The 26,964-nt window shown below is 59.3% G+C and carries 20 protein-coding genes; 10 read left to right on the top strand and 10 right to left on the bottom strand.

The window, feature by feature from the left end; all coding sequences use genetic code 11:
- Positions 1-135: 135 nt before the first annotated feature.
- The 8 genes from E5K02_RS16340 to E5K02_RS16305 all read left to right on the top strand — a co-directional run bounded on the left by E5K02_RS16340 (position 136) and on the right by E5K02_RS16305 (position 12,209).
- The gene (locus E5K02_RS16340) at positions 136-3,606 is read left to right on the top strand and encodes a hypothetical protein (protein ID WP_135396283.1); all 3,471 of its coding nucleotides are present in this window, start codon (positions 136-138) and stop codon (positions 3,604-3,606) included.
- Positions 3,607-4,154: 548 nt separating this feature from the next.
- Positions 4,155-5,717, top strand: a complete 1,563-nt coding sequence (locus tag E5K02_RS16335) for a hypothetical protein (protein ID WP_135396282.1) — start codon at positions 4,155-4,157, stop codon at positions 5,715-5,717.
- Between the two features lie 242 nt (positions 5,718-5,959).
- On the top strand, positions 5,960-7,417 hold the full coding sequence (locus E5K02_RS16330; protein ID WP_135396281.1) for a hypothetical protein: 1,458 nt from the start codon (positions 5,960-5,962) through the stop codon (positions 7,415-7,417).
- 3 nt (positions 7,418-7,420) lie between these two features.
- Positions 7,421-7,993 (top strand): hypothetical protein, encoded by a 573-nt coding sequence (locus E5K02_RS16325; protein WP_135396280.1) that lies wholly within the window; start codon positions 7,421-7,423, stop codon positions 7,991-7,993.
- 21 nt (positions 7,994-8,014) lie between these two features.
- On the top strand, positions 8,015-8,695 hold the full coding sequence (locus E5K02_RS16320) for an OmpA family protein (protein WP_135396279.1): 681 nt from the start codon (positions 8,015-8,017) through the stop codon (positions 8,693-8,695).
- A 208-nt stretch (positions 8,696-8,903) separates the two neighbouring features.
- Positions 8,904-11,147: a prolyl oligopeptidase family serine peptidase gene (locus E5K02_RS16315; protein ID WP_135396278.1), complete on the top strand. Its 2,244-nt coding sequence runs from the start codon at positions 8,904-8,906 to the stop codon at positions 11,145-11,147.
- Positions 11,148-11,226: 79 nt separating this feature from the next.
- Entirely contained in the window at positions 11,227-11,466 is a 240-nt protein-coding gene (locus tag E5K02_RS16310) for a hypothetical protein (RefSeq protein ID WP_135396277.1), read from the top strand.
- A gap of 215 nt (positions 11,467-11,681) precedes the next feature.
- Complete coding sequence (locus E5K02_RS16305; protein WP_135396276.1) at positions 11,682-12,209, top strand: GNAT family N-acetyltransferase; 528 nt, start codon at positions 11,682-11,684, stop codon at positions 12,207-12,209.
- On the opposite strand, the gene E5K02_RS16300 is transcribed toward E5K02_RS16305, so the two are convergent.
- From E5K02_RS16300 to E5K02_RS16250, 10 genes are all read right to left on the bottom strand, one after another.
- Positions 12,143-13,396, bottom strand: coding sequence for a sterol desaturase family protein (locus E5K02_RS16300; protein WP_135396275.1), 1,254 nt, complete (start codon positions 13,394-13,396; stop codon positions 12,143-12,145). The two genes, E5K02_RS16305 and E5K02_RS16300, sit on opposite strands and share 67 nt — an antisense overlap.
- A gap of 116 nt (positions 13,397-13,512) precedes the next feature.
- Complete coding sequence (locus E5K02_RS16295) at positions 13,513-13,815, bottom strand: DUF4286 family protein (RefSeq protein ID WP_135396274.1); 303 nt, start codon at positions 13,813-13,815, stop codon at positions 13,513-13,515.
- Positions 13,816-13,959: 144 nt separating this feature from the next.
- Complete coding sequence (locus E5K02_RS16290) at positions 13,960-14,409, bottom strand: DUF6526 family protein (RefSeq protein WP_135396273.1); 450 nt, start codon at positions 14,407-14,409, stop codon at positions 13,960-13,962.
- A gap of 104 nt (positions 14,410-14,513) precedes the next feature.
- Positions 14,514-14,858, bottom strand: a complete 345-nt coding sequence (locus E5K02_RS16285; protein WP_135396272.1) for a hypothetical protein — start codon at positions 14,856-14,858, stop codon at positions 14,514-14,516.
- 65 nt (positions 14,859-14,923) lie between these two features.
- A complete protein-coding gene (locus E5K02_RS16280) occupies positions 14,924-16,195 on the bottom strand; it encodes an MFS transporter (RefSeq protein WP_135396271.1) in 1,272 nt (423 codons plus the stop codon).
- Positions 16,196-16,573: 378 nt separating this feature from the next.
- Positions 16,574-17,533: a cation diffusion facilitator family transporter gene (locus E5K02_RS16270; RefSeq protein WP_135396269.1), complete on the bottom strand. Its 960-nt coding sequence runs from the start codon at positions 17,531-17,533 to the stop codon at positions 16,574-16,576.
- A gap of 129 nt (positions 17,534-17,662) precedes the next feature.
- Positions 17,663-20,125 (bottom strand): TonB-dependent receptor, encoded by a 2,463-nt coding sequence (locus E5K02_RS16265; protein WP_135396268.1) that lies wholly within the window; start codon positions 20,123-20,125, stop codon positions 17,663-17,665.
- Positions 20,126-20,293: 168 nt separating this feature from the next.
- Positions 20,294-20,857 carry a hypothetical protein gene (locus E5K02_RS16260; RefSeq protein WP_135396267.1) on the bottom strand — a complete coding sequence of 188 codons (564 nt, stop codon included), beginning with the start codon at positions 20,855-20,857 and terminating at the stop codon, positions 20,294-20,296.
- Positions 20,858-20,891: 34 nt separating this feature from the next.
- A complete protein-coding gene (locus tag E5K02_RS16255) occupies positions 20,892-23,195 on the bottom strand; it encodes a TonB-dependent receptor (protein ID WP_167856445.1) in 2,304 nt (767 codons plus the stop codon).
- A gap of 242 nt (positions 23,196-23,437) precedes the next feature.
- Positions 23,438-23,776, bottom strand: a complete 339-nt coding sequence (locus E5K02_RS16250; RefSeq protein WP_135396265.1) for a hypothetical protein — start codon at positions 23,774-23,776, stop codon at positions 23,438-23,440.
- Positions 23,777-24,285: 509 nt separating this feature from the next.
- On the opposite strand from E5K02_RS16250, the gene E5K02_RS16245 reads away from it, so the two are divergent.
- Entirely contained in the window at positions 24,286-24,798 is a 513-nt protein-coding gene (locus E5K02_RS16245) for a hypothetical protein (protein ID WP_135396264.1), read from the top strand.
- A 285-nt stretch (positions 24,799-25,083) separates the two neighbouring features.
- Positions 25,084-26,913, top strand: coding sequence for a molecular chaperone HtpG (htpG, locus tag E5K02_RS16240; protein ID WP_135396263.1), 1,830 nt, complete (start codon positions 25,084-25,086; stop codon positions 26,911-26,913).
- The last annotated feature ends 51 nt before the right edge of the window (positions 26,914-26,964 follow it).

The raw sequence follows: 26,964 nt of genomic DNA, 5'->3' as shown, positions 1-26,964 counted from the left end.
GACATGACGTTCTTCTAAACAACGCCGAACCACCCCGCCCTTCGGGCACCCCTCCTTGAAAAGAAGCAGGGGAATCGACGCCCTCCTCGCCGTATTCCTCCTGCGGCTCCCCTTACCCAAGACAAATTCCCGACAATGCCCAAAGTTCTTCGTCTTCATAACAACGGTTCCCAGCAGGTGCAGGGCTGGCAGAAAACCGCCCCCATCACCAGCACCGAAATCAATACCGTAACCGACCCCACGGGCGGGCGGGCCAAGAACGTGGCGGTCAGCATCCCGACGCCCTTTGCGCGGATGCACCTTTTTGAAACGGCCTTCGACTTTCTGGCCCGGGAAGGGCAGCGCAACCCCGGCTCAGTGTACCATGAGCTGGTGTCGCACTTCTGGGACCTGTTCGAAATCCTCTACAACTACAACCTCTACACCCAGGCCGGCCGCAAAATCACGCTGCGCCGCTGGAACGTGGAGTCGGAGCTGCGGCGGATGCAGGGCGACGAAGGTACTCGCCTGCTGGGCGAAACCCTGCGTTTGTTCTTACAAGACGACCGGTTCCGCGACTTCTCGGACATGTACCTCGTGTTCTACGAGTCGCCGAACCTGCCCGGCGGCCCGCAGCTGCTCGGCGGCACGTCGCCGCTGACGATGTTCTTTACCGCTCCGGCCGTGCGCCGGCTGGACTTGGAACGCGCCCAGGCCCGCGGCCATTACTTTGATGATCAGGTGGTGCTGCTCGAGGACCGTTCGCCGGCTTTCCGGGAGTTTGTCTACGAGCTGTTCCTGGCGTATCCACAGCTGCAGCGCCGCGACTTTGCCGGCAGCGTGTTTGCGGGCTTGGACCGGAATATCATCAACCAGATGCAGATGCGGGGCGACCATACGGCCCAGCAGTTTGCCACCAAGTACCCCGCCATTGCCGACTTCCAGGGCAACCTGGCCAGCGTAAAGCACGTGCCGCTGCCGAGTCGTGCCGACCAGTCGGCCGTGACCAGCTCGGACCTGTTTATTGCGCCCACGCGGCAAACTAACCAGAGCCGGCCTACGCCGCTGGTGCTGCGCCCCAACCTGACCATGCAGGGCGCCAACTACCTCAACGGCCAGCCCTGGGACGACCGCACGCCGGTGCCCTATGCCGACGAGCTGACCCTGGAAAACCGCGTGCTGCCCGGCAAAGGCTTTAAGTACCCGTACCTGACCGTCGGCGACTTTCTGGAGGATGCCCTGGTGGAGCTACCCTACGAGCTGAATTCGCAGCGCTTCCACACCGGCAAGGTCACGTTCCAGTACGGGGCCGACACCCAGGGCCGGGCGCGCTTCCCCTACCTGCTGCCCCTGCGCCAGACCTTCTTTGAGTACTTCTCCGACCACGACCTGGCCGAACTGCTCACCTTCACTATCGACTTGAACCACGTGCGCATCGCGCTGCGGATTCCGGTGCAGGGTGGCCGCTTCATCACCTTCGAGCGGAGCTACTACCAGAATCCCCAGAATCCTAAGGACGCGCAGGGCCGGGAGATTCCCGAGAAGGGCCGTATCGTGAAGGCTAACATCGGGATGGGCGTGTTTCCGTTCTACAAGATGCGGGCCCAGCCCGAGTACAACGACTTCTACAAGGTCATGCTCGTGGACGCCGACAACTCGCCCACCATGCTGCAGCGCCGCTATGACCTGACCTTCTTCGTGAACGGCGAGCGGCTCACCGACCAGGGCGCGGCCAAGCGGGCCACCAAGTTTGAGCGCACCCAAAAGAGCGTTTCCACGGCCGGCAGCACCTACTATGAAATTACCGGCACCCACTTCGACCTGGCCGAGCTGACCTGCCCGCCGGCTTTCCACGGCGCGCCGCCGGCCCGCGGCCTCATCGTGCCGCGCTGGCGGGAGCTGGACCGCGGTACCCGCCGCTTCACCTTCGCCGTCGACTTTGGTACCAGTAACACCCACGTGGCCTACGCCGACGGCCCTTCGGCCCACCCGCGTCCGTTCACCATCGGTGAAAACGACTTGCAGATGGAGCTGCTCAACGCCCCGCTGCCCGACACCGGCTACTCGGCTTTCCAGCGCTACATGCGCGGCCCGGGCCAGCTGTTCGACATTCCGTTGATTCAGAACCGCGAGTTTGTGCCCAGCATCATCGGCGAGGCCGGCTCGGTGTATGAATTCCCGATCCGGACGGCCGTGTGCGAGACGAACTCCTACGCCAACGAGCCGAGCAAGGTGCTGAGCAACATCAACATCGGCTTCAGCATCAACACCGAAACCGGGCAGCCGCCCCAGAACCGCTTCGTGACCAACCTGAAGTGGAGCGCCGAGCTGGACCCCCAGGGCGTGAACCGCATTGCGGCCTTCTTCAAGGAAATCCTGCTCCTAATGAAGCACAAGGCGGCCATGCAGGGTGGCATCCTGGAAGACACCCGCGTAGTGTGGTTTGCCCCGCTGAGCTTCGACATGTTTTTGCGCAACCAGTTCCAGCAGGTTTGGGACGAGGCCTTCCAGCAGATTTTCCGGGCCCGCCGCCCCACTCAGTGCATTTCGGAGTCGGTGGCGCCGTACTACTACCTCACGGCCACGAACCAGGTGGTGCCCAACCGCGACGAAAACGTCATCAACATCGACATCGGCGGTGGCACAACGGACTTGCTGATATTCGCCGAGCAGAAGCCGGCCTTCAGCTCCTCGTTCCGTTTCGCCGGCGACGACCTGTGGGGTGATGGTTACGCCCGAGTGCAGGGTGCGCCCAAGCAGAACGGTCTGCTCCGCCTGGGCGTGCAGTATGTGGAAAGCCTACCCGACTCGGAGGAAAACCAGGAGTACAAGGGCTACCTACGCGCCGCCCTGCAGAACCCCGACTTCGGCTCGGCCGACGTGACCAGCCTGCTGTTCACCTACAACGATGCGCTGCGCTTCACCCAGAGCCTGGGCCTGGGCAAGGGGCGGCAGCTGCGGGTGCTGTTTTACCTGCACTACACGGCCATCGTCTACCACGTGGCCCAGCTGGTGCAGCACCTCGGCCTCAAGCCCCCGCGCTACCTGTGCTTCTCGGGCAAGGGCAGCCTCTACCTGCGTTTGCTCAGCGGCGGAGCCAGTATGGCAGCCATTGAGAAAATCAGCAAAGCCGTGTTCAAGGCCGCCACGGGTCAGGAAGCTCCCCAGAACTTCCGCGTAATCTTGGCCGACAACCCCAAGGAAGCCACTACCAACGGCGGCGTACTGTTCGAGGAAAGCGCCACCAGCTCGGCCGACTTTGATCAGATCCGCACCGTGAAGCTCAACGGCGCCACCGAAGGTCAGGACATCGACACGGCCCGCTTGAAAATGCCCCAGGTGGATGCCGACCTCAAGCAGAGCGTCATCGACAACACCCGCCGCTTCCTGGAAATCGTGCTCGACAACGACGACGTGGCCCCGCTCATGCGCGAGGTCGGCGTGGACGTGGACCGCACCCGCATTAAGGAAATGCTGCTGCGCGAAATCGAGGACAGTCTCAATCTGGGTCTGCACCAGATTGGCCGCAACCTCGGCCAGGGTGAAACCCTGCCCGAAACGCTGTTTTTCTATCCGCTCAAGCAAGCCTTGTACAATCTTAGCCGGGAGCTGATTTCGAATGGGTAATGCTGGATACAAATAGGAAAGCACTGGTATTTTCTCTGTGTATTACAATACCGGCGCTTTGCCTCTTTTGGTGGGGTTACAAAGACTATTTAAAAGCAGAAAGAGAGTTGCGGCAACGTACTATTATTGTTACCGATGTTTCTAAGTATCACCGTTGGACTCTGAAAAAGGAGAACAGTCACACATACGTGTATAAGGGAGAGCTTTCTGTTAAAGGTCATCTAGATGGGGATGCGTGCTTGATCTTTGGCTCTGGGCCTTCAAGTACAAGATGTGAAGACTTTGCGCTAAAACTTAGTAAAGGAAGCATAGATATACTCGCGGATAGAGATAGAGAAACCATCCCGGGTGTGTGGTTCGATTACTATGGGTATGATGCATGCTTGGAATACTTCCCTCAAACAGCTAGGAAAGGACGATTAGAAATAGTGTGGGATATAAGATAGTTCATGAATCAAATTCAATAACCATGTGAATAGACTAAGACGCAGTGTCTCTGTATAAATTCACCCAAGCTACATTTCCACAACCTGCTTTTCGCTGTATTCATGACTCTTTCCCACCGCGTTATTGCTCTGTTTACCGGACTGCTGCTAACCACCAGCGGCTACGCCCAAACGCCCCTGGGTCAGCCTACGCTCGATGAGCAGAAGGTGCAGATCTGGTGTGCTACGGTGCGCTACGTGTACGACGACAACAACCGCCCCAACCTGAAAAGCAGCCTCAACTGCGGCGGGTCGCTAGCGGACTTCGTGACCAGCATCAAGGCCGACAGCCAGAAGGTGTACAGCATGCTCTACCAGCCTCTCGAAGGCAAGGGCACGATGTATAAGGGGCTGGGCTCGGATAAGTCGCGGCTGCAGAAGCTGACCACCGAAATTGTTACTAAGCTGCAGGCTTCCCCCGCCCGACGGGCCGACGCGGCCCGCATGGCCAAGCTTACCACCCTGAAAGAGCAACTGGACGCCTACCTGACCAACGGTACCCCGCCCGCCGACCTGAACAGTGACGTAACCGCTGCCGGCGCCGACACCGAAGATACTTCCGTTGCTGATGAAGCTTCTTTGGCAGCCTCCGACGCCGGAGTAGGGCAGGGGGCCGCAGAGGGAAATGCCATAGCACCTCGCCCAGCCGCGGCCAGTGAGAGCCTGATGAGCAAGCTTTTTGCCCCGCTGGCCCTGATTCTGTCCTTGCTCAGCATCTTTCTCTACGTGATGTTGCGGCGCAGCATCAGTGCCCTGGGTACCCGTGCCGACCGGCACCGTAGTGAGCTGGAATCGGTGAAGGCAGCGGCTCTGAGCGGCAGTGCGCCCTCGGCTGGGGTAGTTGCGGCCGCCGCTGCGCCCAAGCGCATAACGCCCGAACTGCAACGCGAAATTGAGCGAATGGTACAGCAGCGGGTAGCAGAAGAGCTAGCCAAGCACCAGTCCTCCGCAACTGCGGCTCCCAAAGTGGAGGCCCCGGCCCCACGCCAGGCCCCGCCCGTTGCCCAGGCTGCCAATCGGGCCGCTAATACCCCGGCCCGCCCGGCTGCTCCGGCACCTAAGCCAGCGCCGGCCCCGACGCCCCCGGTTCAGAACCAGTTTCAGAACATTGCCTCAGCGCCCACTACGCATGCTCCGCCGCAGGTGCCAATGCACGAGACGGCCCCAGTACCCCAGCCCATTCCGTCGGGCTCTCCGGCCTCGGCCCCGCGCGACGACTTCGACAGCCTGGTGCCCCCGGTGCAGCTGCCCGGCCCCGAAACCTGGGAAACCCCGGCTCCGGTAGCTGCGGCGCCAGCCGCCTCCACGCCGACACGCTACTACGTGAAGGTGCCCGTAAACGGGGGCTTCAGCGAGTACGATTTGCAGGAACAGCCCCAGCACGACAGCATCTACGAAATAACCCCCGACCCGCGGGTGCCCGAGCGAGCCACCTTCCGGGTTACTGCCAACACGGGCGTCCACGCCTACGCCATCCAAAGCGCCCAGTACTCCTTGCGCGAAGCCTGCGCCTACCAGCAGCCCAACGGGCCCGTGTCGCGCATTGTGACGGACAAGGATGGCACTCTGATTAAGAGCAACGGCGCCTGGCAAATTGAGCAGAAAGCCGTTATTCATTTCGAATAGAACCAAGTGACCAGCTCCCGCACGTCATGCTGAGCTTGTCGAAACATCTCTACCGCAGCAGTAAATAGATTTTACCATTGCACGCGGGATGCTTCACTGCATTCAGCATGACGTTCTAGTTTGGGTTGCGTAGAACGGTTATTGGGCGCCGGTGCCCTCAGCATCGCGCGTTTTTTTGCATATTGAGTGGCAGGTCAGCGTTTTTGCGCTGACCTTTGTGCTTTCTCCCCGTTGACGTTTTCATGCTCGAAATAATCCTCGAAGTCGTTGTGGTGGCCATTGTGGTGGGCCTGCAGATTCGCACGTTTCTGCAAACCCGGGCCCAGGCCCGCCGGCTCAGCCAGTTTTACCCCGACCGCAACACCCTGCGCGTGGAGCGCCGCCTGGTGACGCCCTCCGGCGAAGACCTACCCGAATACGCCGCCAATGCCCCGGAAGGCTCGTTTCTGGTCGACATCGTCAAGGCCGACGCCGTGACGCCGGAGTTCCAGGAAATCATTGCCGACACCAACGCCTACCTGCGCTACAACAAGGGCGCGGCCGACTTCAGCATCCTCAAAGACATTTCCGAGCGGCAGAGTCAGGTCCTGGAAAATGCGGTGCAGGCCAACGTGGCCACCCCGCTCTATCTGGGCTTGCTGGGCACGTTTCTGGGCGTAATCCTGGGCCTGGTAGGCATTGCCCGCAACGGCGTGTCGGACGACGAGGCCCTGACGCCCTTTTTGACCGGGGTGCTCATTGCCATGACCGGCTCCTTCGTGGGCTTGCTGCTCACGCTGCTCGGCAACGGCCTGGTGCGCAACGCCCACCAAAAGCTCGACCAGGCCCAGAACAACTACTACACCTTTCTGCAAGCCCGCCTGCTGCCCATTCTGCACTCGGATATGGCCGGCAGCCTCTCCAACCTGAAGGCCGTGCTCGACGCTTTCAACCAGGACTTCGTCAGCAAGGTCACCATCTTCGAGCCCGTCATCGGCACGCTCACCGAGAACGTGAAGGTGCAGCGCGACTTCCTGATGCGGCTCAACGAAATCGGGTTCGACAAGATGGCCTCGGCCAACGTGGCCGTGTTTGAGAAGGTGAGTCAGTCGGCCGAAATGTTCCAGCAATTCGTGGGCTACCAGGAGCGGCTCAACCAGATGCTGGAAGACGGCACCGAAACGGCCCGGGCCGTGAGCAGCATCCTGGACCGGCTCGTGGGCTTCGAGCGGGGCATCAACAACGTGGGCCAGTACATCGGCCAGCACGACAACCTAGTGCAGGCCCAGCTCGACTTCTTCCAGCGCCACCAGAAGGAAATGAGCAACCTGGCCTCCCGTACCGAGCAGTACTTCGACCAGGCCACCGGCCGCCTCACCGATTTGATGCAGCAGCGCCTGAGCTTCCACGAGCGCGACGCCCAGCAGGCCTACGAAAAGTGGCAGCAGCACTTCCAGAAGCTCAACGAGGACAACGTCTTCGACCGAATCCGCCAGTACCTGGAGCCTTTCAAGAACCTCAATGCCCAGCAGGACGTGCTCGGCCGAGAAGTATCAGCTACCCAGCGCGAGCTGCTGCGCAAAATCGAGTTGGACTCCCAGATTCAGGCCAAGCTGCTCTCCGAGCTTTCCAACCTGAACACGGTGCTGGTGAAGGCCACGTCCAAGAACCGGTTTCAGCGGTTTATGGACAGCTTGTTTGGTGGCGTAAAGCCAGTGTAAGTAATGCAAATCAACGCCCGTATTCGTCAGGCTATAAGCTGCTTGCAAGCAGTGGGTGCTATGGGTATAGATCCGCCGGAGAGCTTCTTGATAGAGCTAAAGGGCTGTACTGCGAATCACGTTCAGAGTATAATTGACCATTACAGTCAGAATGGCCTCCGGCCGGAGCACACAACATTCATTTGGCTTTTCCAGAAAGTACAAACAGCAGATTTACCAGTTTCAGCTTTCGCCCTGGTTGAATGCAGACGGAAAATCAATGAGTTGATTACGGTTTGGAAGGCAAGTGCAGAACTGCCATGGCATGCTGATCGTGATTTGCATTCCTTTATTAAGTACATAAACGATGCGCTTTACCAGTTGGTAGTGTATAAAGTAGGCTGGTCGGAGGAAATTCAGCTTGAGCCGCTAGAAGCTTGGTATTCGGAACTGGAGGGCAAAGTAGTTATCAGTGATGTGCATCAATGCCGCCACATAACTGGGGAAGCATATACGGGTTCAGCTACCTTGCGTCCTGCTACGAAAAGCGAGTTGATTGCCGCCAAGCTGTATGACTATTATCAGGATTTAGACTAGTAGCCTACCTAAAAACCCACCATGAACGACTCGCAAAACCGCTCTTCCAACGACTTCTTCTGGCCCAGCTACGTGGACCTGATGACGTCGCTCTTCGTGGTGATGCTGGTCTTGTTCGTGTATAGCTTCAAGCTGTTCAAGGACCGGGAACACGACCTGAAAACGGCCAACGGGGAGCTCAAAGCCAAGGCCGAAGAGCTGGAGCAGATTACCAAGATTCGCCGCTCGTTGCAGCGCCTGGAGGGCAAATACTTTAAGTACGACCCGGCGCTGGAGCGGCACGAGCTGCTGGTACCGGTACAATTTAAGTCGGGCCGTGACGAGATTCAGGAAGCCTACAAGCCGGCCTTGCTGCAGGCCGGCCGCACGCTGCGCTCGGTGCTCAAGACCATCAAAACCGAGCAGCCCGTGCGCTACCTCGTGATTGTAGAAGGCATGGCCGCCCGCTACACCGGCAACGACGCCCGCAACCGCGCCGAGGAGCAACTCACCTACCAGCTCAGCTACCGCCGGGCCCTAAACCTCTTGAATTTCTGGAAGCAAAACGGCCTCGACTTCAGCCAGGACAGCGGCGTGGAGCTCATCATCGGCGGCAGCGGCTTCTTCGGCACCGGCCGTTACCGCGGCGCCAAAGAAGGCCAGAACAAGCGCTTCCTGATTCAGGTGATTCCCAAAATCGGCCGCATGACCAGTGCCCGGTAACGGTGTACTATGTCGTTATGAAAACATGAGCGTCATGCTGAGCGAAGTCGAAGCATGACGCTCTTTCTGACTTTACTTACTGCCTACAGGAAGCTCAGGTGGTGGCAGTTGGGACAGTGCCTGCCCTAAACAAAAAGCCCGAAGCTGCGCGGGTTGCGGGTTATGGGTTTATATTCGGGCCCATCCTCCTTTCTACGCTCCGTATCGTATGCGCAAATTATCCTATCCGTTGCTGGCACTGACTGTGCTGGGGGCTTGTAAGTCGACGCAACCGGCTAACGACGTAGCCGCCCGCCGGCCCATTACGGAAGTGCCTACTGCTGAAACCAATGGTCCGAGTCGTCGCGGTGCGGCGGCCGCGGCCGACCTTCCCCGACTCGCTGTGGAATACCCCAAAACCCGCAAAACCAACCATACCGACGACTACCACGGCACGCCCGTCACGGACCCGTACCGCTGGCTCGAAGACCTCGACTCGCCCGAAACCAAGGACTGGGTGACGGCCCAGAACAAGGTCACGTTCGGCTACCTGGAAAAAATTCCGTTCCGGGACCAGATCAAAGACCGCCTCACCAAGATGTGGAACTACGAGCGGTTCGGCGTTCCGCAGATTGAAGGCGAAAACCTGTACTACTCCAAAAACGACGGGCTGCAGAACCAGGGCGTACTCTACGTACAGCAGAACGGGCAGGAAGGCCAGGCCGACGTACTGCTCGACCCCAACAAGTTTTCGGCCGACGGTACCACGGCCCTGGCCGGCACGTATTTCTCCAACGACCACCGCTACCTGGCCTACGCCACCTCGGGCGGGGGCTCCGACTGGCAGAAGCTGAAGGTACTGGACCTCAAAACCCGGCAGCCGCTCAAGGATGAGCTGCAGTGGGTGAAAGTGTCGGGGGCGGCCTGGGCCAAGGATGGCTTTTACTACAGCCGCTACGACGCGCCCAAGGCCGGGCAAAACCAACTGTCGGGCAAAAACGAGTTTCACAAAGTCTATTACCACAAGCTGGGCACCCCGCAGAGCGCCGACAAGCTCGTGTACGAAGACAAGACCATGCCCCTGGGTTTTCGCACGGTGGGCACCACCGAAGACGAGCGGTTTTTGGTGCTCTACACCACCGACGGTAAAAAGGACGGCAACCGCCTGGCCGTGCGCGACCTGACCGACCCGAAACAAGCTACCAAGTTCACCACCCTTATTGCCAGCTACGAGCACAACAACTCGGTCATTGGCAACGTGGGCGGGCAGCTGCTGGTGCTGACTAACTACAAGGCTCCGCGCTACCGGATTGTCCTCGTTGACCCCAAAAAGCCCCAGGAAACCAACTGGAAAGAGGTAATCAAGCAGGGCGAAAACAAGCTGGAAAACGTGGAGCACGTGGGCGGCCGCCTCATCGTGACCTACCTGAAGGATGCCAGCAGCCAGGTGAAGGTCTACAGTGAAAAAGGGGAGTTCCAGAACGACATCGAACTGCCCGCCATCGGCACGGCTGCCGGCTTCGGGGGCCGCCGCGACGCGAAGAGCGTGTACTACGCCTTTACCTCGTTTGCCTACCCCACCACCATCTACCGCTACGACCTGGAGTCGAAGCAAAGCACGGTATTCCGGGCCCCCAAGGTCGAGGTGAACCCCCAGGATTACGTCACGACGCAGGTGTTCTACGCCAGCAAAGACGGCACGAAGATTCCAATGTTCATCGTGCATAAGAAAGGCGTGAAGCTCAACGGCCAGAACCCGACCTACCTTTACGCCTACGGCGGCTTCAACATTTCCCTGACGCCGAGCTTTAGCGTGGCCCGCATGCTGTGGCTCGAAAACGGCGGCATTCTGGCTATTCCCAATCTGCGGGGCGGCGGCGAATACGGCGAAGCCTGGCACCAGGCCGGCATGACGCCCAATAAGCAAAACGTGTTCGACGACTTCATTGCCGCCGCCGAGTACCTCACCGTGCAGAGCTACACCGATGCCAAGCACCTGGCCATTGCCGGCGGCTCCAACGGCGGCCTGTTGGTGGGTGCCATCATGACCCAGCGGCCCGAGCTGGCCCACGTAGCCCTGCCCGCGGTAGGAGTGATGGACATGCTGCGCTACCAGAAGTTCACCATCGGCTGGAACTGGGCTCCCGAGTACGGCACCTCCGACAATTATGAGCAGTTCAAAAACCTGTACAAATTCTCGCCCCTGCACAATCTGCGCGCCGGTACCACGTACCCGGCCACGATGATTACCACCGCCGACCACGACGACCGGGTAGTGCCTGCGCATTCGTTCAAATTTGCGGCTACCCTGCAGGAAATGAACGCCGGGCCCAACCCCCAGCTGATTCGCGTCGACGTGAATGCCGGCCACGGTGCGGGCAAGAGCACGGCCCTGCAAATTCAGGAGTGGGCCGACGTGTGGTCGTTTGCCTTCCAGAACATGGGCGTCAATCCGTATCCTATGGGGCGCTAAGCCGTAGGTAGGTTTCGCGGGCCTCGCTTCGTATCTTGCGGCCCCAAAGTCCCAAACGCCTGTCTTATTTCGGCTTACTATGAACAAAAAGTTCCTGCTCGGTCTGCTGACCGGCGCTTCGCTGCTGACGCTGTCCGTTACCTCGTGCAAAAACCCCGATTACGAAACCAATGAGGATGTAGCCACCGAAGCGCTGCCCCCCATTCCGGCAGCACCCGACACGACGGGTGGCAAAACGGCCCCTCAGAACGCCGCTACCCGCGAAATCAACGCGGCCAACGCTACCGAGGACATCAAAAAGATGCAGCCCCAGATGTAATTTCAGCCTTCGGGCTTTCTTGCCAACGCCCACTTGCCCAAGTCTGAGCAGGTGGGCGTTGGTTTTTTATTTCGCTAGCCTAAAAAGCGTTTGGCATCCGGAGCCTCGCAACGGACCTTGAAAAGCAGAACGACTCTCGTAACAACGACTCGTTCTAGTAGGAGAAACCCGTTCGCCGAACTTGGGATGACAAACGGATAAAAATCTAAAAACTCATGGCAAACATTACCATTCGGCGCGGTACCCCCGACGACCTGGCCCGCGTGCACGAGCTGATTGTGGAGCTGGCCATCTACGAGCGGGCCCCGGAGGAAGTCACCAACACGCTGGTGGATATGCACCGCGACGGTTTCGGGCCCGAGCCCATCTTCGGCTTTTTCGTGGCCGAAACGCCGGAGCAAGGCATTTTGGGTATTGCCTTGTTTTACACGGCCTATTCTACCTGGAAGGGCCGCATGCTCTACCTCGAAGACCTGGTTGTGACTGAAGCGGCTCGCGGCACGGGCATTGGCAAGAAGCTGTTTGATGCCGTGGTAGCCGAAGCCCGCCGCACCGGAGCCTACCGCCTCAAGTGGCAGGTACTGGAGTGGAACGAGCCCGCCATCGGGTTCTACAAGCGCATCGGGGCCAACCTGGACCCGGAGTGGTTCAACGGCAACCTCAACGCCGAACAGCTTCAGGCGTATGCGTGCGACGCGGCCGTGGTAGCAGCCGTGGAGGCAAACACCCTGCGGAACGAATAAGCCCACACGAGCGAAACCACGAGCCACGCCGTGCCGGCTATGGCAGCGGTGAAGAACAGGTCGGAGGTGCGCAGGGCAAACAGCAGCAGGGCTAGGGAGGCCGCTACGCGCACCGGCTCCAGCAGGTAGCCGGTGCGTTTGGCTTCAAACAAAGCCCCGCAGGCTACGGCCGTCCACATGCACCAGCCCGCCACGAGGTAGCGGGTCGTCGGGGCCATGTCTTTCTGGGTGAACATAAAAACGGCGGCCACGCCCAGCAGCACCGCGTAGTGCAGTAGCACGTAGAAATTGACGGTCCGTGGGGCGTTGGTGGTGTACTTCTGCACCGTAGCGGCGCTGACTTCCGGAATCTGGTAGGGGCCGCCCAAGGCAGCGGGCCGCCAGCCGGGCCGCCCAAACACGACACGCAGCTTGTTCCACAGGCCGGGCGTTTCGCGCAGCTGCTCGCGCATCTGGAAATAGTGGCCGAAGTTGACCCACAGCGGGTTCCACGACCGTACCGGCGTGGTGATGCCGTAGACCGGCGTTTCTTCTTCCTCCTGAAAGGTACCGAAGAGCCGGTCCCAGATAATGAAGGTGCCCGCGTAGTTTTTGTCGATGTACTTGGGGTTGCGGCCGTGGTGCACGCGGTGGTGGGAAGGCGTGTTGAGTACCCACTCCAGCGGCCCCAGCTTGCCGATAAACTCGGTGTGAATCCAGAACTGGTATAGCGTAACCAGGGCCGACACGTAGACGAAAAACTCAGTTTCGAAACCCAGAATAGCGAGGGGCAAATAAAACAGGAAGGTAAAAAAGCCCTGCAACGAGCTTTGGCGCAGCGCCACCGAGAGGTTGTAGTCCTCGCTCTGGTGGTGCACCACGTGGCCGCCCCAGAAAAAGTTGATTTCGTGGGAGTAGCGGTGGGCAAAGTAATAGCACAGGTCGGCCAGCACAAACAGCACGATGCCCCAGGCCCAGGTGCGCGGAATCTGGAACAGGGCAAAATGGGTGTAGAGCAGCTCGTACATGCCAATGACGCCGACCTTGAGCAGCACGCCCGTAATCTGGGACGTCATGCCGCAGCTGATGTTGGTAATGGCGTCGTGAAACCGGTACCGCTCGGTGTGCTGCAGCCGCTCGACGAGCAGTTCCACGCCAATGAGCGTGAAGTATATCGGAATAGATAAGACGATAGGGTTCAGGCTCATGGGTGGGAAGGACTGGGGTGGGAGAGGAGTGCGGTTGGAAAAAGAAATATACTGAAAAGGGGCCGCTCCTGACAGGAACGGCCCCTTTGATTGGGCAACTGCGCCACAAGCTCGCGTTAGTCGACTACTTCCAGCATGGTGCGAAAGGAGGCGTAACGGCCACCAAAGTGCTTTTCCATTTCCCGAATCAGGGCCGGAGCGGCCACCTTCTGGTATTCTTCGAGCTGCTCCAGGCTTACGCAATAGTACTGGGAGGCGTAGGTGATGCCATTATCTTCCTCATTGAGCATGCGGCAGAGCTGGCTTTTGAGGAAAAAACCGGTGGCCATTACTTCGGGCATGTGCGTGTCGCGCATGTAAACAAGCCATTCCTCGGCAATTTCCGGGTCCAGACTGGTCGTGACGTTGTACAGAATCATAGGAGTTGTGGGGGTACTAACAAGCGCGGTTTCAGGGTTTCAGGCAAACGCCGCCGAAGCCGAAGGCCGCGGTGAAATAGGGCAACACAAAAATCGGCGGAAAAATCCAACTACCTGAATACATAGTTTACCAAATCCCAAAAATCAGACCCGCAGGTGGTCGAACTGGAAGTCCTGAATCCGGCTTTGGATGTCCTTGGAGCTGAGTTTTTCCCGAGCGGCAGCTTCCACCAGGACCGGCAGCTCGGCGTCGCCGGCAAAGCGCAACGCCAGAATCTGACTCATCTGCAGTTGCTCTTCCCAGGTCCGCAGGCTCTGGCCGGTCAGCTCGAAGTAGCGCTGCCGCACTTCCAGCCGAATCAGGCGGTCCTGCAGGGCCAGCGCGTAGTGCTGGCGCAGCATAATGATGACGCCCAGGCCAACCACGGCCAGCAGCATCACGGTAAACCACAGGCGGGAAATTTCGTCGTCGTTGCCGGCCACATTCAGGTAGCGCCTAATGCCGTAGCCGGCCAGTACCACGGCGGCCGGAAACAGCACGAAATGGTGCCAGGGGTAGTACATCGGTTTGTTTTTCGTCGGTTTGGCAGTCATGGGCAGAAGAAAGGATGAAGCAACAAGGAACATAAAAAACACTCCGACTCAAGAGCCGGAGTGCGAAAAGATTAGAGCTATATACGTAAGCAGCCTGGGGCAGCCTAAGCTGCCTTGGTAGCCTGTTTAGCCGCGCGGGTTTTCTTTTTCTCCTCACGCAGCGCCTGTTTGGCCAGCTTTTCCTGCTGCCGTGCCTGCTTGGCCGCTGCTTCCTGCTCTTTCAACTGGGCTTTCTGCTGCTTCAGTTGAGCCTTGGTATCGGCTACGGCGCTGCTGCTGGCCGAAGCCTGATTTTTTTGCGCCGACAAGCTTGCTTTGGCGTCGGCGGTGCGCTGCTGTTGCATTTGCAGGCGGGCCTGGGCTGTGTCGGTAGCTGCCACCTGGGTTTGGGCCTGGGCGGCGCCAGCCAGCAAAAGGGTAGCAGCAAGTATGGTTAGGGTCTTTTTCATGACTAGGGAGAGTTACTGTTTAGTCTGTAACGGCCCGCCTTCAGCATAGTTGGTGCTGCATCACGTTATTCTTCCAGATAATCCAGGTCCTTGCCGTAGCTCTCGGGCAAGGTGCTGACGGCCCAGAAAGCTACCAGCAACGAGGCCACTCCAATAACGGCCGCACTGCCGATAATGCCCAGTGGCTGCCCGCCCATTTGCAGCCCCGAAAGAGCTTTAAAGATAGGTACCAGCAGCACCACCGAGCCCCGGGCAAAATTGGGAGCCGTGGTGGCTACCGTCGCCCGCAGGTTGGTGCCAAACTGCTCGGCGGCCACCGTCACGAACAGCGCCCAGAAGCCCACCGTGAAGCCCAGCACAAAGCACACGGTGTAGAAAGTCGTGGGCGAGGCGCCGCGAATGGCAAACAAGTAGACGGCGCACAGCAGCCCGCACAGCACCAGAAACAGCTGCAACGCCCGGTTGCGGCTACGCAACAGCTGGCTGAGCGTGCCGCTGGCGAAGTCGCCGAATACGAGGCCGAAGTAGCACCAGAACACGCCCAGGCCCGCCGAAACTTCGCCGGTAATGCCCAGTGCCCGGCCAAACTCGGGGGCTAGCGTAATCAGAATGCCGACCACAAACCACAGGGGCACGCCAATGAGCAGGCACTTCAGGTAACGCACCAGGCGCGGCCCGTTGGTAAACAAGCTCAGAAAGTTGCCCCGCGAGGCTTCCGACTGCTTCACCTGCTCAAACATGCCCGACTCGTAGACGCCCACCCGCAACGCCAGCAGGGCCAAACCCAGACCGCCACCCACGAAGTAGGCATTGCGCCAGCCCAGCACGTCGCCCACCCAGTAGGCCAGCATGGCCCCCGATACGCCCACCGTGGCCACAATCATGGTGCCGTAGCCACGCTTTTCCTTGGGCAGGGTTTCCGATACCAGCGTGATGCCAGCACCCAGCTCCCCAGCCAGACCCACACCGGCAATCAACCGGAGCCAGGCGTACTGGTCGATGGTCTGGACAAAGCCGTTGGCCAGGTTGGCCAGGGAATACAGTAGAATGGAGCCAAAGAGCACCGAGAGGCGGCCCCGTTTGTCGCCCAGAATACCCCACAGGATGCCGCCGAGCAGCATGCCGCCCATCTGCATGTTAATCAGAAACAGCCCCTGGTCGGTGACGGCCGCTGCCTCGGTAATACCCAGGGAATTGAGGCTCTGCACCCGCACGATGCTGAACAGAATCAGGTCGTAGATGTCGACGAAGTAGCCCAGCGAGGCCACGATGACGATGGCGCTGAACAGGGAGGCGGTTTTGGGGGCCGAATCGGGGCGGGGGGAGGTAATGGCCATGCAGGAACGGGGCGGAGTGAGCAGGATTGGAAATGCAGATTACAAAGATTTACGCGCTCCGCAACTCATGATACTGGCGGCAACAGTCTTTAATTATGGCTTCAGCTACGTCGTAATCCATCCAACTGGCATCGTACTTACCGGGAACCAAGCCAGAAACTAGGAAGCCGTAATCTGCACCGCTCTCGAAAGACTGCATGTCTACGGCGTCCATAAGGCTGGTTTCCGCAACGGAAAAAGCCCATTCCTCCCAGCGGGCCCGGAAGTAAAACGGATAAGTGGTTACTGTGCCTTCGGCCTGTACCGGGCAATACCCCTCAATTGCGCCCACAAGCCTTAGCCCGACGTCGTCAATTTGGCGGAAGTGCTCTTTGGGTATCACGCGGGCTGTTTTGTAGTGACGACGCTGCCTTTCTCGGCGTCGCAGCAGCCGTGGTGGCCCAGCACGGCGGTGTCCTGCTCAATCTGGATGGTGCAGTGGCCAATGTTGAACTCGTGGACCAGGTCGTGCTGAAGGTTTTTGAGGAAGTGGTTGGCGTCGGAGCTGCCGCTGGGGCGGACTACGTGGGCCGTCAGGGCCGTTTCCTGGGTGCTCAGGGGCCACACGTGCAGGTCGTGGACTTCCGTTACGCCGGGCTGGGCCAGCAGAAACTGCCGCACTTTATCGAGGTCGATGCCGGCGGGCACAGCCTGCAGGCTGAGCTGCACCGTTTCGCGCAGCAAGCCCCAGGAGCTATAGGCAATAAGGGCCAGAATGACGAAGCCGATGGCCGGGTCGAGCCAGAGCCAGCCGGTCCAGAGCACCAGGCCGCCGCCCACCACCACGCCTGCCGACACCAGTGCGTCGGTGAGCATGTGCAAATAAGCCCCGCGCACGTTTACGTCGCCCTTTTGTCCGCTGCTGAACAGCCAGGCCGTAAAGCCGTTGACGACAATGCCCAGGCCGGCCAGCAGCATGACCATTTTGCCATTCACCGGCTCGGGGTGGCGCAGATGCGCAATGGTTTCCCACAGAATAGCGCCCAGGGCCGCGTACAGCAGGGCCGCATTAACCAAGGCCGCCTGAATCGTAGCCCCCTTGTAGCCATAGGTGTAGCGGGCTGAGCTGCGGCGCTTGGCCAGCGTGGCTGCGCCCCAGGCTAGGGCCAAGCTCAGCACGTCGCTCAGGTTGTGGCCCGCGTCGGAGAGCAGGGCCGAAGAATTGGCCCACAGGCCGCCGATAACTTCGGCAACGACGAAGGCTATGTTCAGCGCAATGCCCACCCCGAACGCCCGGCCAAACTCCGCCGGCGCGTGCGAATGGTGATGGTGGTCGTGGTGGTCGTGCGAATGGGCCATACAGTGCAGAAGGTCTTAAAAAGCGGTTGGCAGCAAGTTACCTACTTGCTGCCAACTACGGGGTATTGCGGAAAGTGCCGGGATGAACCCAACACAAAGCTGCTCAGCTCTGGAACCAGCGGGCCGGGCTTACTTGAATACCAGGGGCACCACCAGCTTCACGCTCACATTGCGGCCCATGTTGTACACCCCCATCCGGCCGTTGCCCGCGTTGTAGGCGGCGTACTTCAGGCGGCTCAAATGGCTTTGATACCCTACATCAAACAGGTTATTAGCCGTCAGGTACAAGGAAAACAAGGGCTGGCCGGTGGCATTCACCAGGTCGGAGCCCACGCCCAGATTGACCAGCGTGTAGCCGGGCGTGCTGGTTTCGGTGTCGAAAGCGGAGAAGAGCCGGTCTTGCTCGAAGGTGTGCTCCACGCCGGCGCGGGCGTAGAGGTTGTGGAGGCGGGAGTTGCCCGCCTTGCGGAAGTTTACCCGCAGCGTCGACTGCAGCCGGTCGGCCGGAATAAAGGGCAGGTACTGCTGGCCCTCGGGCTGGTTGAGCTGCAGGGCGCGCACCATAGAAAACGAGTTTTCGAAGTGCAGCCAGTCGAGCGGGTGGGGGTGAATGTCGAGTGTGGCCTCCCCGCCGGCCAGGCGGGCATTGCCCTGGCCGTACCGGAAGATCGGGTCACCTTCCGCACTCACGGCATCGGCTACCCGCTCGGGGAAGATGTAGTTCTGGATCTGGTTGCGGAAGGCATCCAGGCTCAGGCTGATGTGGTCGGTGGTGTAGCTCACCCCGCCGTCGAGCTGCAGGCTGGTTTCGGCTTTGAGGCCCGGGTCCCCGATTTCGTAGCGGATAGTGCCCTCGTGAATCCCGTTGGAGCCCAGCTCGGCAATGTTGGGTGCCCGAAAGCCCCGCGACACATTGGCCTTGAACAGCAGCTTCTCCGTCACGCTGTACGCCCCGCCAATACTGCCCGACACGTTACGGAATGTGCTGGTAAAGCCCCCGAACTTCTCCTCGCCTTCCCCGCTCGGCACGGGCTGCCCGGTGGCGGGGTCCAGGTAGAGGGCGTCGGCTGTGATGCGGCGCAAATCGTAGCGCAGGCCCCCGCTCAGGTCCAGGTTGCCGAAGGTTTTCTTGGTCACGGCAAACACGCCGCCGTCGAGCAGGCGGTAGGCCGGTATCAGAAATTCCACGCCTTTATTCACGTTTTCCTGCCGCATGCCGCTGAGCCCAATGGTCGTATTCCAGCCATTGGCTTCGGGCAAGAAATAGCGGGCGGCGTAATCCAGAGTGCGCAGTTGAAAATAGAGGGAGGGGTCTTTCGGGGCCAGCACGTCGCCAAACTCGCGGCGTAGGTTCTGCTGCCAGCCCACGTTCAGCGTCAGCCGGCTCTGGCCCAGGATAAAGTTGTTGTCGGTGCCGATGCGCAGGTGGTTAATGCGCTGCTTGGGCACGTCCAGGTCGTAGCCGCGCAGGTCCTGGTCGGCTACCGGCACTTCGGCCACGGCGTCGCCGCCCACGTTTACCTGCTTTAAAAAGCGGCCGGTTTCCTCGTCCCGCTCTCCTTCCACCAGGCCTACTTCCTGATTGAACGAGTTAAAGGTCAGGTGCGAATAGCCCCAGCTTTTATTGACCCCCACGTACCCGTTGCCGTCCAGCTCCCGAAACCCGGAGTTGTAGACCCGGCCGTCGTAGCGGTTGCGGTAGGCCCCGGCGAGTTTGCCGCTGCCCCGCACCAGCCAGTTGAAGCCGTTCTGGTTGCCGGCATTCATGAGGGAGTAGCCTTGCAGGTGGTTATTGGTTTGGTAGTTGGCTGCTACCGAGCCCAGGATCTTGCCTTCTTCCACGGGGTCGGGAGCCAGAAAGTTGACCACGCCGGCCATGCCGTCGGAGCCGTAGAGCAGGCTGCCGGGCCCTTTAATCACCTCGGCCCGGTCGATGGCATACTCGTCGATTTCAATGCCGTGCTCGTCGCCCCACTGCTGCCCTTCCTGCTTGGCTCCGTTGTTCAGGGTGATGACGCGGTTGGCACCCAGGCCCCGGATAACGGGCTTGCTGATGGCCGCGCCCGTGGTAATCTGGGCCAGGCCCGGCGTATGGGCAATGGCGTCAATGGCATTGGAGGCCGCCGCTTGGTTGAGCTGGCTCCGGTCGATGACGGTGGTGGGCACCGGTGAGCGGCGCATCTCCGTGGAAGCCGATACGCCGGTAACAACCACCTGCTCGATTTCGGTGGCGGCGGTAAGCAAGGCTACGTCCGCTAAGTGCCCCGTGCTGGTATCCACCGTTCGCACCACCGTATTGTAGCCGATAAAGCGCACCTGCATCAGAAAACGGCCCTTGGGCAAGTTCGTAAAGCGGAATGAGCCGTCGGGGCCGCTGGTGGTAGCTTGACGCAGGTCCGGGAATACGATGGTGGCTCCCGGTAAGGGCTCCTGGGTGGTTTGGTCGACTACCCGGCCCGTCACGGGGACTACCGCCGTCCGGACCGGGCGCAGGGGTGGGGCAACAGACGGGGAGAGTTCCGGGGTTTGGGCCAGCAGATTTCCGGAACAGGCAAAAAGAAGCAGGCCGGTGGCCCAGGGAGAACGAGACATACTAAACTACAAAAGCGCCGTAGCGCATGAACGGGAAATCAGCTGGGAGGATGCGTCCGGAAACACGAAAACATCGGCTACGAGCCGATGCCTTCGTTAAGTTCTCCAAACCAAACCAATGGAGACTGTATATCCCGGCTAGGCCGGGCTTTACTGCTGGGTTCTGCCCTAGCGCACCGCCGTCGGGAAATTGACCTCCACATCGGTGTCGCCGGGGGCAAACGTGCCGTTTTTAGCGCCGGGCTGGTGGCGCAGCGTGATTTTGAGAGTACCGGTGGTAGTAGCTGCGTTGGCGGCGCCGGCCACTACGCGGGTTTCGAGCCCTACCTCGAGGCCTTTCTCATCCTTGTCGGTGCGGCTGATGGTCAGGTTCACGTTGCTGGGCTCGAAGAAGAACAGGTGCTCATCGGCTTCCTCCTTCACCTCATCGGAGGTAACTACTACCGGATTCTTTGTTTCATCCAGCAGCACCAGCTTGCCCGTGTAGGTAGTGCCGGCAGCCAGCGTCAGCGTGCCAATAGTGGGGGCCGTTCCACCGTCGCCGTCCGGGTCGCGGTATTGCACCGTCACGGGCGTGCCCCCGCCCACCGGCGTCAGCTCATAGCGTACCGTCGTGATTTGCTCGTTGTCTTCATCGGGCGTCGGCTCCTCGTTGTCTTTGTCGCAGGCTCCCAGTAGGGGTGCTGCTAATAGCAAGGCAAACAGGGACTTGGAAAACAGAATGTTTTTCATGATGGAAAAGAAAGGGGAAGGGTAGAGGAAATGGTTAGTGAGGTGTAGGCGTCAGTTCCAAGGGAATGTGTAGCCGCAGCGTCACGTTGCGGCCCATTTCGTCGGTGAAGTAGCGGTAGCGGTTCAGGTAGTCGCGGTAGCGCTGGTTGAGCAGATTGGAAGCCGCCACGCTCACCGTCAGCGGCAGGCGGCCCCACTGAATGGTCGTGCCGGTTTCCAGATTTAGCAGGGTGTAGCCCGCCGGCGGGGCCAGCAGGTCGCGGGCTTCGTAGTTGTCGGGCACCCGGGTTTGGCGAGCCACCGCTACTACTCCCAGTTGGGCGTAGCCGCCGCGCAGCCGGGTAGCGGGCTTGTGCCAGTCGTGGCGTAGGGTGGTTTCAACCCGGTCGGCGGGCATCAGAATCTGCCATTCGTCGGCCCGGGTGTCGCGGGTGCGCACCACCGAGCCTTTCGCTCCCAGCAGCCAGGCAGTCGTCAGCTGGTAGCTGGCATTCAGGTCAAGGCCGCGGAAGGTGGCGTCGGTTTGCTGGTATTGCCAGCTGATGTGGCTGCCGCGCACCGTTTGCACGGGCTCGGTCAGGGGTACTTGGTAGATGAAATCCAGAATTCGGTTCTGGTACAGGGTTACTTCGCCATTGAAGCGCGGGTTGGTGTGCCAGCTCACCGTGATGCCGGAATTAAAGGCGGTTTCGGGTTTCAGCGGTGTAGCGCCGGGCACCAGGTCGTTGCCCAGTTCATACATGCCGTTGTGCACTCCCTCGCTGAACCGTTCGTTGGCCGCCGGGGCCCGCCGCGTCAGGCCCGTGTTCACGCTTAGAGTAAGGTGGGCGGTGGGGTCGTAGGTAGCGCCCAGGGAAGCTGCCGGCGTGGTGAATTGAAAGCGGGACCGGTCCACGAAGAAGGTTCCGGTGGCACTCCGGTCACCCCGTTTCACGGCCAGGTCGCGGCGGTCCAGGCGTAGGCCGCCTTCGAGCAGCCAGTTGCCCTGCTGCCACTTTTCAATCCAGAAAACGCCACCCGTCAGGTTGGTGTAGTACGGAATAAATTGGCGGCTGCCGTCGGCATAGCGGTTAAACTGGTAAGTGCCGGCCAGCCCCAGACTCCCCGTAAATTGGTGCCAGGGAGCATGCTCCCAGAGCAATTCGCCGGTGCTGGTGCGGTTGGTGTAGCTAAGTTCCGGTCGGTTCAGGGAAGCCAGATTGTCGTTGCGGGGCCGGAACTTGTCGTACTCATCCCGGTAATCCGCCTGCTGGGCCAGCGTCAGCTGCAACCGACCAGCGGCTCCGGTCCGGACAAAGCCGGTCAGCTTGGCTATATCATGCCGCACGTGCTGATAGGCCCGGTCAATATCGTAGCTGAAGCCAGTAGTTTCCAAAGGCTCAGGGCGGGCCACGGCCAGGAGCAGGTCGGTTTTGCTGCCCGCGTGCGAAGCTGGCAGAATCCCAATGCGGGTGTTGAACTGGCTATAGAATACCTCCAGCCCATACGTAGCCTTGCGCCAGCCCAGGGCAGCCGAAAAGTTTTGCTCGGCAAACCCGGAGTTTTTGAGATAATAATCCGGCGTTTGCATCGTGCCCGCCCGCCGCAGCGTGCCCTGGATTCGCCCGCTCAGGGCCGGCAGCCGACCTGCATTGCCCTCTACCATAGCCGAGGCAGCCCCCAACCCATTATTGCTCATACCCACCAGGTTTAAGTCCGCCCCGATGCCGGCCGAGTCACGCAGGGGATTTGGCTCGACCAGTACTACCCCCCCAATGGCATCGGAACCATAGCGGACACTGGCAGCGCCTTTTACCACCGTCAGGCGGGAAGCCGTGAAGGGGTCTATTTCCGGCCCGTGCTCTACGCCCCACTGCTGACCTTCCTGGCGCACTCCGTTGTTAAGCACCGTTACGCGGTTCGAATGCAGGCCATGAATCATGGGCTTGAAAATGCCCGGTCCGGTCTGGATGGCCGTCACCCCCGACATTTTTTGCAGGGCTTCGCCCAGGGCCTGCCCGCGGGTCTGTTGCAGGGCCGCGCCACTCAAAGTGGCAGTTGGTTGGGTGATGGGGGCCGTAACCCGCTGCCCCTGCACCAAGGCGCCCTTCAGCAGCACGGCATCGGGGTGCAGCTGGAAATTCCGAATCAAGGCGCCGTCGACGCGCATTTCTGCGGCTTCCGGACTGTAGCCCACGTAGGAAATCTGCAGATGATAGGAGCCCGCGCAAACGTGGAGATGGTAGTTGCCGGCCGCATCCGTCTGGGTAGCCTGCTGGGTTTCCAGCACAACCACCGTGGCGCCCGGCAGCCCCTCGCGCGACTCGTGGTCGGTGATACGGCCGCTCAAAGAGAGCATGCACTCAGGCAAAGCCTGGGTTGCGCGAGTCTCCGGTACCAATGCCAACAGCATCAGTCCAAGGGCACACGCTACCCTGGCCACTGCCAAGAAGCGAAAATCCATAAAGAATAAGGGAAGCCAGTGGAGAAAACTCGCCGCTGTGCAGGGCAGGAGTTCTGGGGCCGCACAGCAACGCTGAGCATCAGCCACTACCGACTGCAAAGCAGGGGCAGGCTGAGTACTAGCTCAGAACAGAAAGTTTACCCCTGGCAGGGCGGGCCGCGCAGGTCGGCCGTGGGCTGCGTGGCAGCTAGCCATACTGAAGCTACCGTCTGCGGAGACGGAGTCTGGTAGCTTGTAAACAACAAAAATTCCAGGGGTATGGCCGCCTGGAAGGGCATGTCGTAAAAATGGTCGACAGAGCAGTGCTGGTGCTTCACCGACAGCAGCGCCTTTGCTTTTAACAAGCCTGGCTTTTGGGCCGCTTCTTCGGTCGTGTGTTGGTGGGAGTGCAACGCCAGCACCCACGCATCCGGCAGCAGCACCCGCGTAAAGCAGAGCAGCAACAGAATAGCTAAACGGGAGCGGAGTGCGTGCATTTGCAACAATGTGTCAGAAGCCGTAACTCAAAGGTAGAAAAAATTTTGAGCTAGCAAAATCTGCTGTAGCGTGCCTGAAGGCTGTGAGGCAACTTTGGGACTGTCTAGGCTGTAGAGCGCCGTGGTGCGTCCTAATCAAGATCAAAGGTGGTGCAGTGAAGAGGTATCATTGTATTGATCAATGCATATACGTTGGACCGGGGCTTTTCTCAATGGATAACAGTACTTGGTGATACTAATTTGTTCTCTCCGTGGTAAATGCAATATGATACCCGAGAGAGGGTTACAAGTAGATTTTAATTTTTAAAGAATTTTATTAGATTAGTACAATTTATGTATGCTCGGCAAATGGATTTAGTGTTGAGGTGATTTTCGCGCTAATGCTTAACCCTTGGCGGATAGGCTTTGGGCTGGTTTAGATGGCCCGTAGTCGAAAAGTTATACAAACGGTGGTTTTATCCAGTACATTTGTTTAGACAGCACTACTCACAGTAGGGCCAACGAGTAGTATGCACAAACCCGATTCACTTTTACTTCACTACGACCAAGGATTACGCTTGCTCCGCTGGCAGTGGCGTGGGCCTATTAGCTCGGCTCAGTTTCAGGCAGCTTTCTATTATTTGCTGGAAAAATCAGATCAAGAGAGGGTTAGGCGTTGGCTGGTCGATACTTCTAGCATGCCGGTAGTAGGCATAGATGAGCAAGCTTGGCTTAGCGATACGTGGCTGCCGTTATTTGTGCGCTTGCAGGTAACTGACGTAGCGATTATTCTGCCCAACAACATGCACAATCAGCTGGTGATAGAGAATGTACTGGCTGATGGTCAGCGGTATGAGTGCGGAGATATTCAATTCTTCTCCGACGCCACATCGGCCTTGGACTGGCTGACAAACTCTTCTGGCCGTGGTCTAGAGCTGGAACAGGAATGGTCGGAGCAACACGGCGCTGATTCGGAAAAGTATAATAACGTAACGGGGCCTAAGAACTCAGTATCTTGGGAAGGTGTCCCCGATACGTTCTAAATTCCGTTCTGTGTGGAAGTTGCCGTTGATTGCTCAAAGCAGTGGGTAATAACTAATAACGTACTCGCTGGCAATGTTTTACTGGCGGAGAAGCAGTAGTTGGCAATGTAGCGCTGGTTTCCGCTGTGGGTTAAAATAGACCCTATGCAGGTGCGGGTGCGCTGTCAAACTGGCAGGCATAGCGGCGTGGAACAGGTTTTGAAGCGGGCAGATTAGTTGAAACGCCACCGCGTTAAGCTGGCGTTTCGTCCGGATTCTTATTTCAAACCCTTTTGCCAACGCGCTATGCAAGAGAAAGGTAGCATCTCGATTCATACCGAGAATATCTTCCCCATCATCAAGAAATTTCTCTACTCCGACCACGAAATCTTCCTGCGGGAGCTGGTTTCTAACGCCGTAGACGCCACCCAGAAGCTCAAGAGCCTGGGGCAGCTGGGAGAGTTCAAAGGGGAGCTGGGCGAGCTGAAAGTAAAGGTGAGCGTGGACAAGGAAGCCCGCACCATCACCATTTCGGACCGCGGCCTGGGCATGACGGCCGAGGAAATCAAGAAGTACATCAACCAGATTGCCTTCTCCGGCGCCACCGAGTTTGTGGAGCAGTACAAGGAGAAGGACGCCGCTGCTAAAGACCAGATTATCGGGCAGTTCGGCCTGGGCTTCTACTCGGCCTTCATGGTGGCCGACAACGTTGAAATCTTTTCCAAGAGCTACAAGGAGGGCACCGAAGGCGCCCACTGGACCTGCGACGGCAGCACCGAGTTCAGCCTCGAAACCACCGACAAGGCCGACCGGGGCACCGACGTAGTGCTGCACGTAGCCGCCGACTCCGACGAGTTTTTGGAAGCGGCCCGCCTGCGCACCATCCTGACCAAGTACTGCAAGTTCCTGCCCATTGAAATTGAGTTCGAGGGTGAGGTTATCAACCAGACCCAGCCGATTTGGGCCAAGCAGCCCGCCGAGCTGACCGACGAGGACTACACCAAGTTCTACCAGGAGCTGTACCCCTTCTCGGAGCCGCCGCTGTTCTGGATTCACCTCAACGTGGACTATCCGTTCAACCTGACCGGTATTCTCTACTTCCCCAAGGTGAAGGACGAGCTGCAGTTCTCGCGCAACAAGATTCAGCTTTACTCGCGCCAAGTGTTCATTACCGACGAGGTGAAGGACGTGGTACCCGAGTTCCTGATGCTGCTCCACGGCGTCATCGACTCGCCCGATATTCCCTTGAACGTGTCGCGCAGCTTCCTGCAGGCCGATGCGGCGGTGAAGAAAATCAATACCTACATCACCAAGAAAGTCGCCGACAAGCTGGCGGAGCTTTTCCGCAAGGACCGCACAGGCTTCGAGGAGAAATGGTCCGACATCGGGCTGTTCGTGAAGTACGGCATGCTTTCCGACGACAAATTCTACGACAAGGCCAAGGACTTCGTGCTGGTGCAGAACACGGCCGGCAAGTTCTTTACCCTGAGCGAGTACCAGGAATTCGTGCAGGCCAACCAGAAGGACAAGAACGAGCAGACCGTGGTGCTCTACACCACTGACGCCGAAACCCAGCACAGCTTCGTGCAGGCCGCCCTCGACCGGGGCTACGACGTGCTCAAGCTCGATACCGTGCTTGACTCCCACTTTATCGGGCAGCTCGAGCAGAAGCTGGAGAAAGTCACCTTCAAGCGTGTCGATGCCGATACCATCGGTAAGCTCATCGAGAAGGATGGCGCTACCGAGAGCGTGCTCAGCGACGAGGACAAGACCAAGCTGCAGGAGCTCTTCACCACGGCCATCAGCAACCCGCAAATGCACGTGCAGGTCGAGGCTCTGTCGCCCCAGGATGCGCCGGTTATCATTACTCTGCCCGAGTTTATGCGCCGCATGAAGGACATGCAGCGCGCCGGTGGGGGAGGCGGCATGCAGATGTTCGGTTCCTTGCCCGACAGCTACACCGTGAGCGTAAACGCCAACCACCCCGTAGCCCAGCGCGTGCTCAGCGCCGATGACGAAGCCAGCCAGAAACTGGCCCGCCAGGCCTTCGACCTCGCCTTGCTGGCCCAGGGCCTGCTGAAAGGCGAAGCCCTAACGGCCTTCGTGAAGCGTAGCGCCGACCTGCTGACCGCCTAAGCTGGTCGTAGGGAATAAAAAAACAAAGGGGCCTTCTCCATGCGGAGACGG

The sequence above is a fragment of the Hymenobacter metallicola genome (genome assembly GCF_004745645.1).
Lineage (GTDB): Bacteria > Bacteroidota > Bacteroidia > Cytophagales > Hymenobacteraceae > Hymenobacter > Hymenobacter metallicola.
This window is presented reverse-complemented; position numbering and strand designations above follow the sequence as displayed.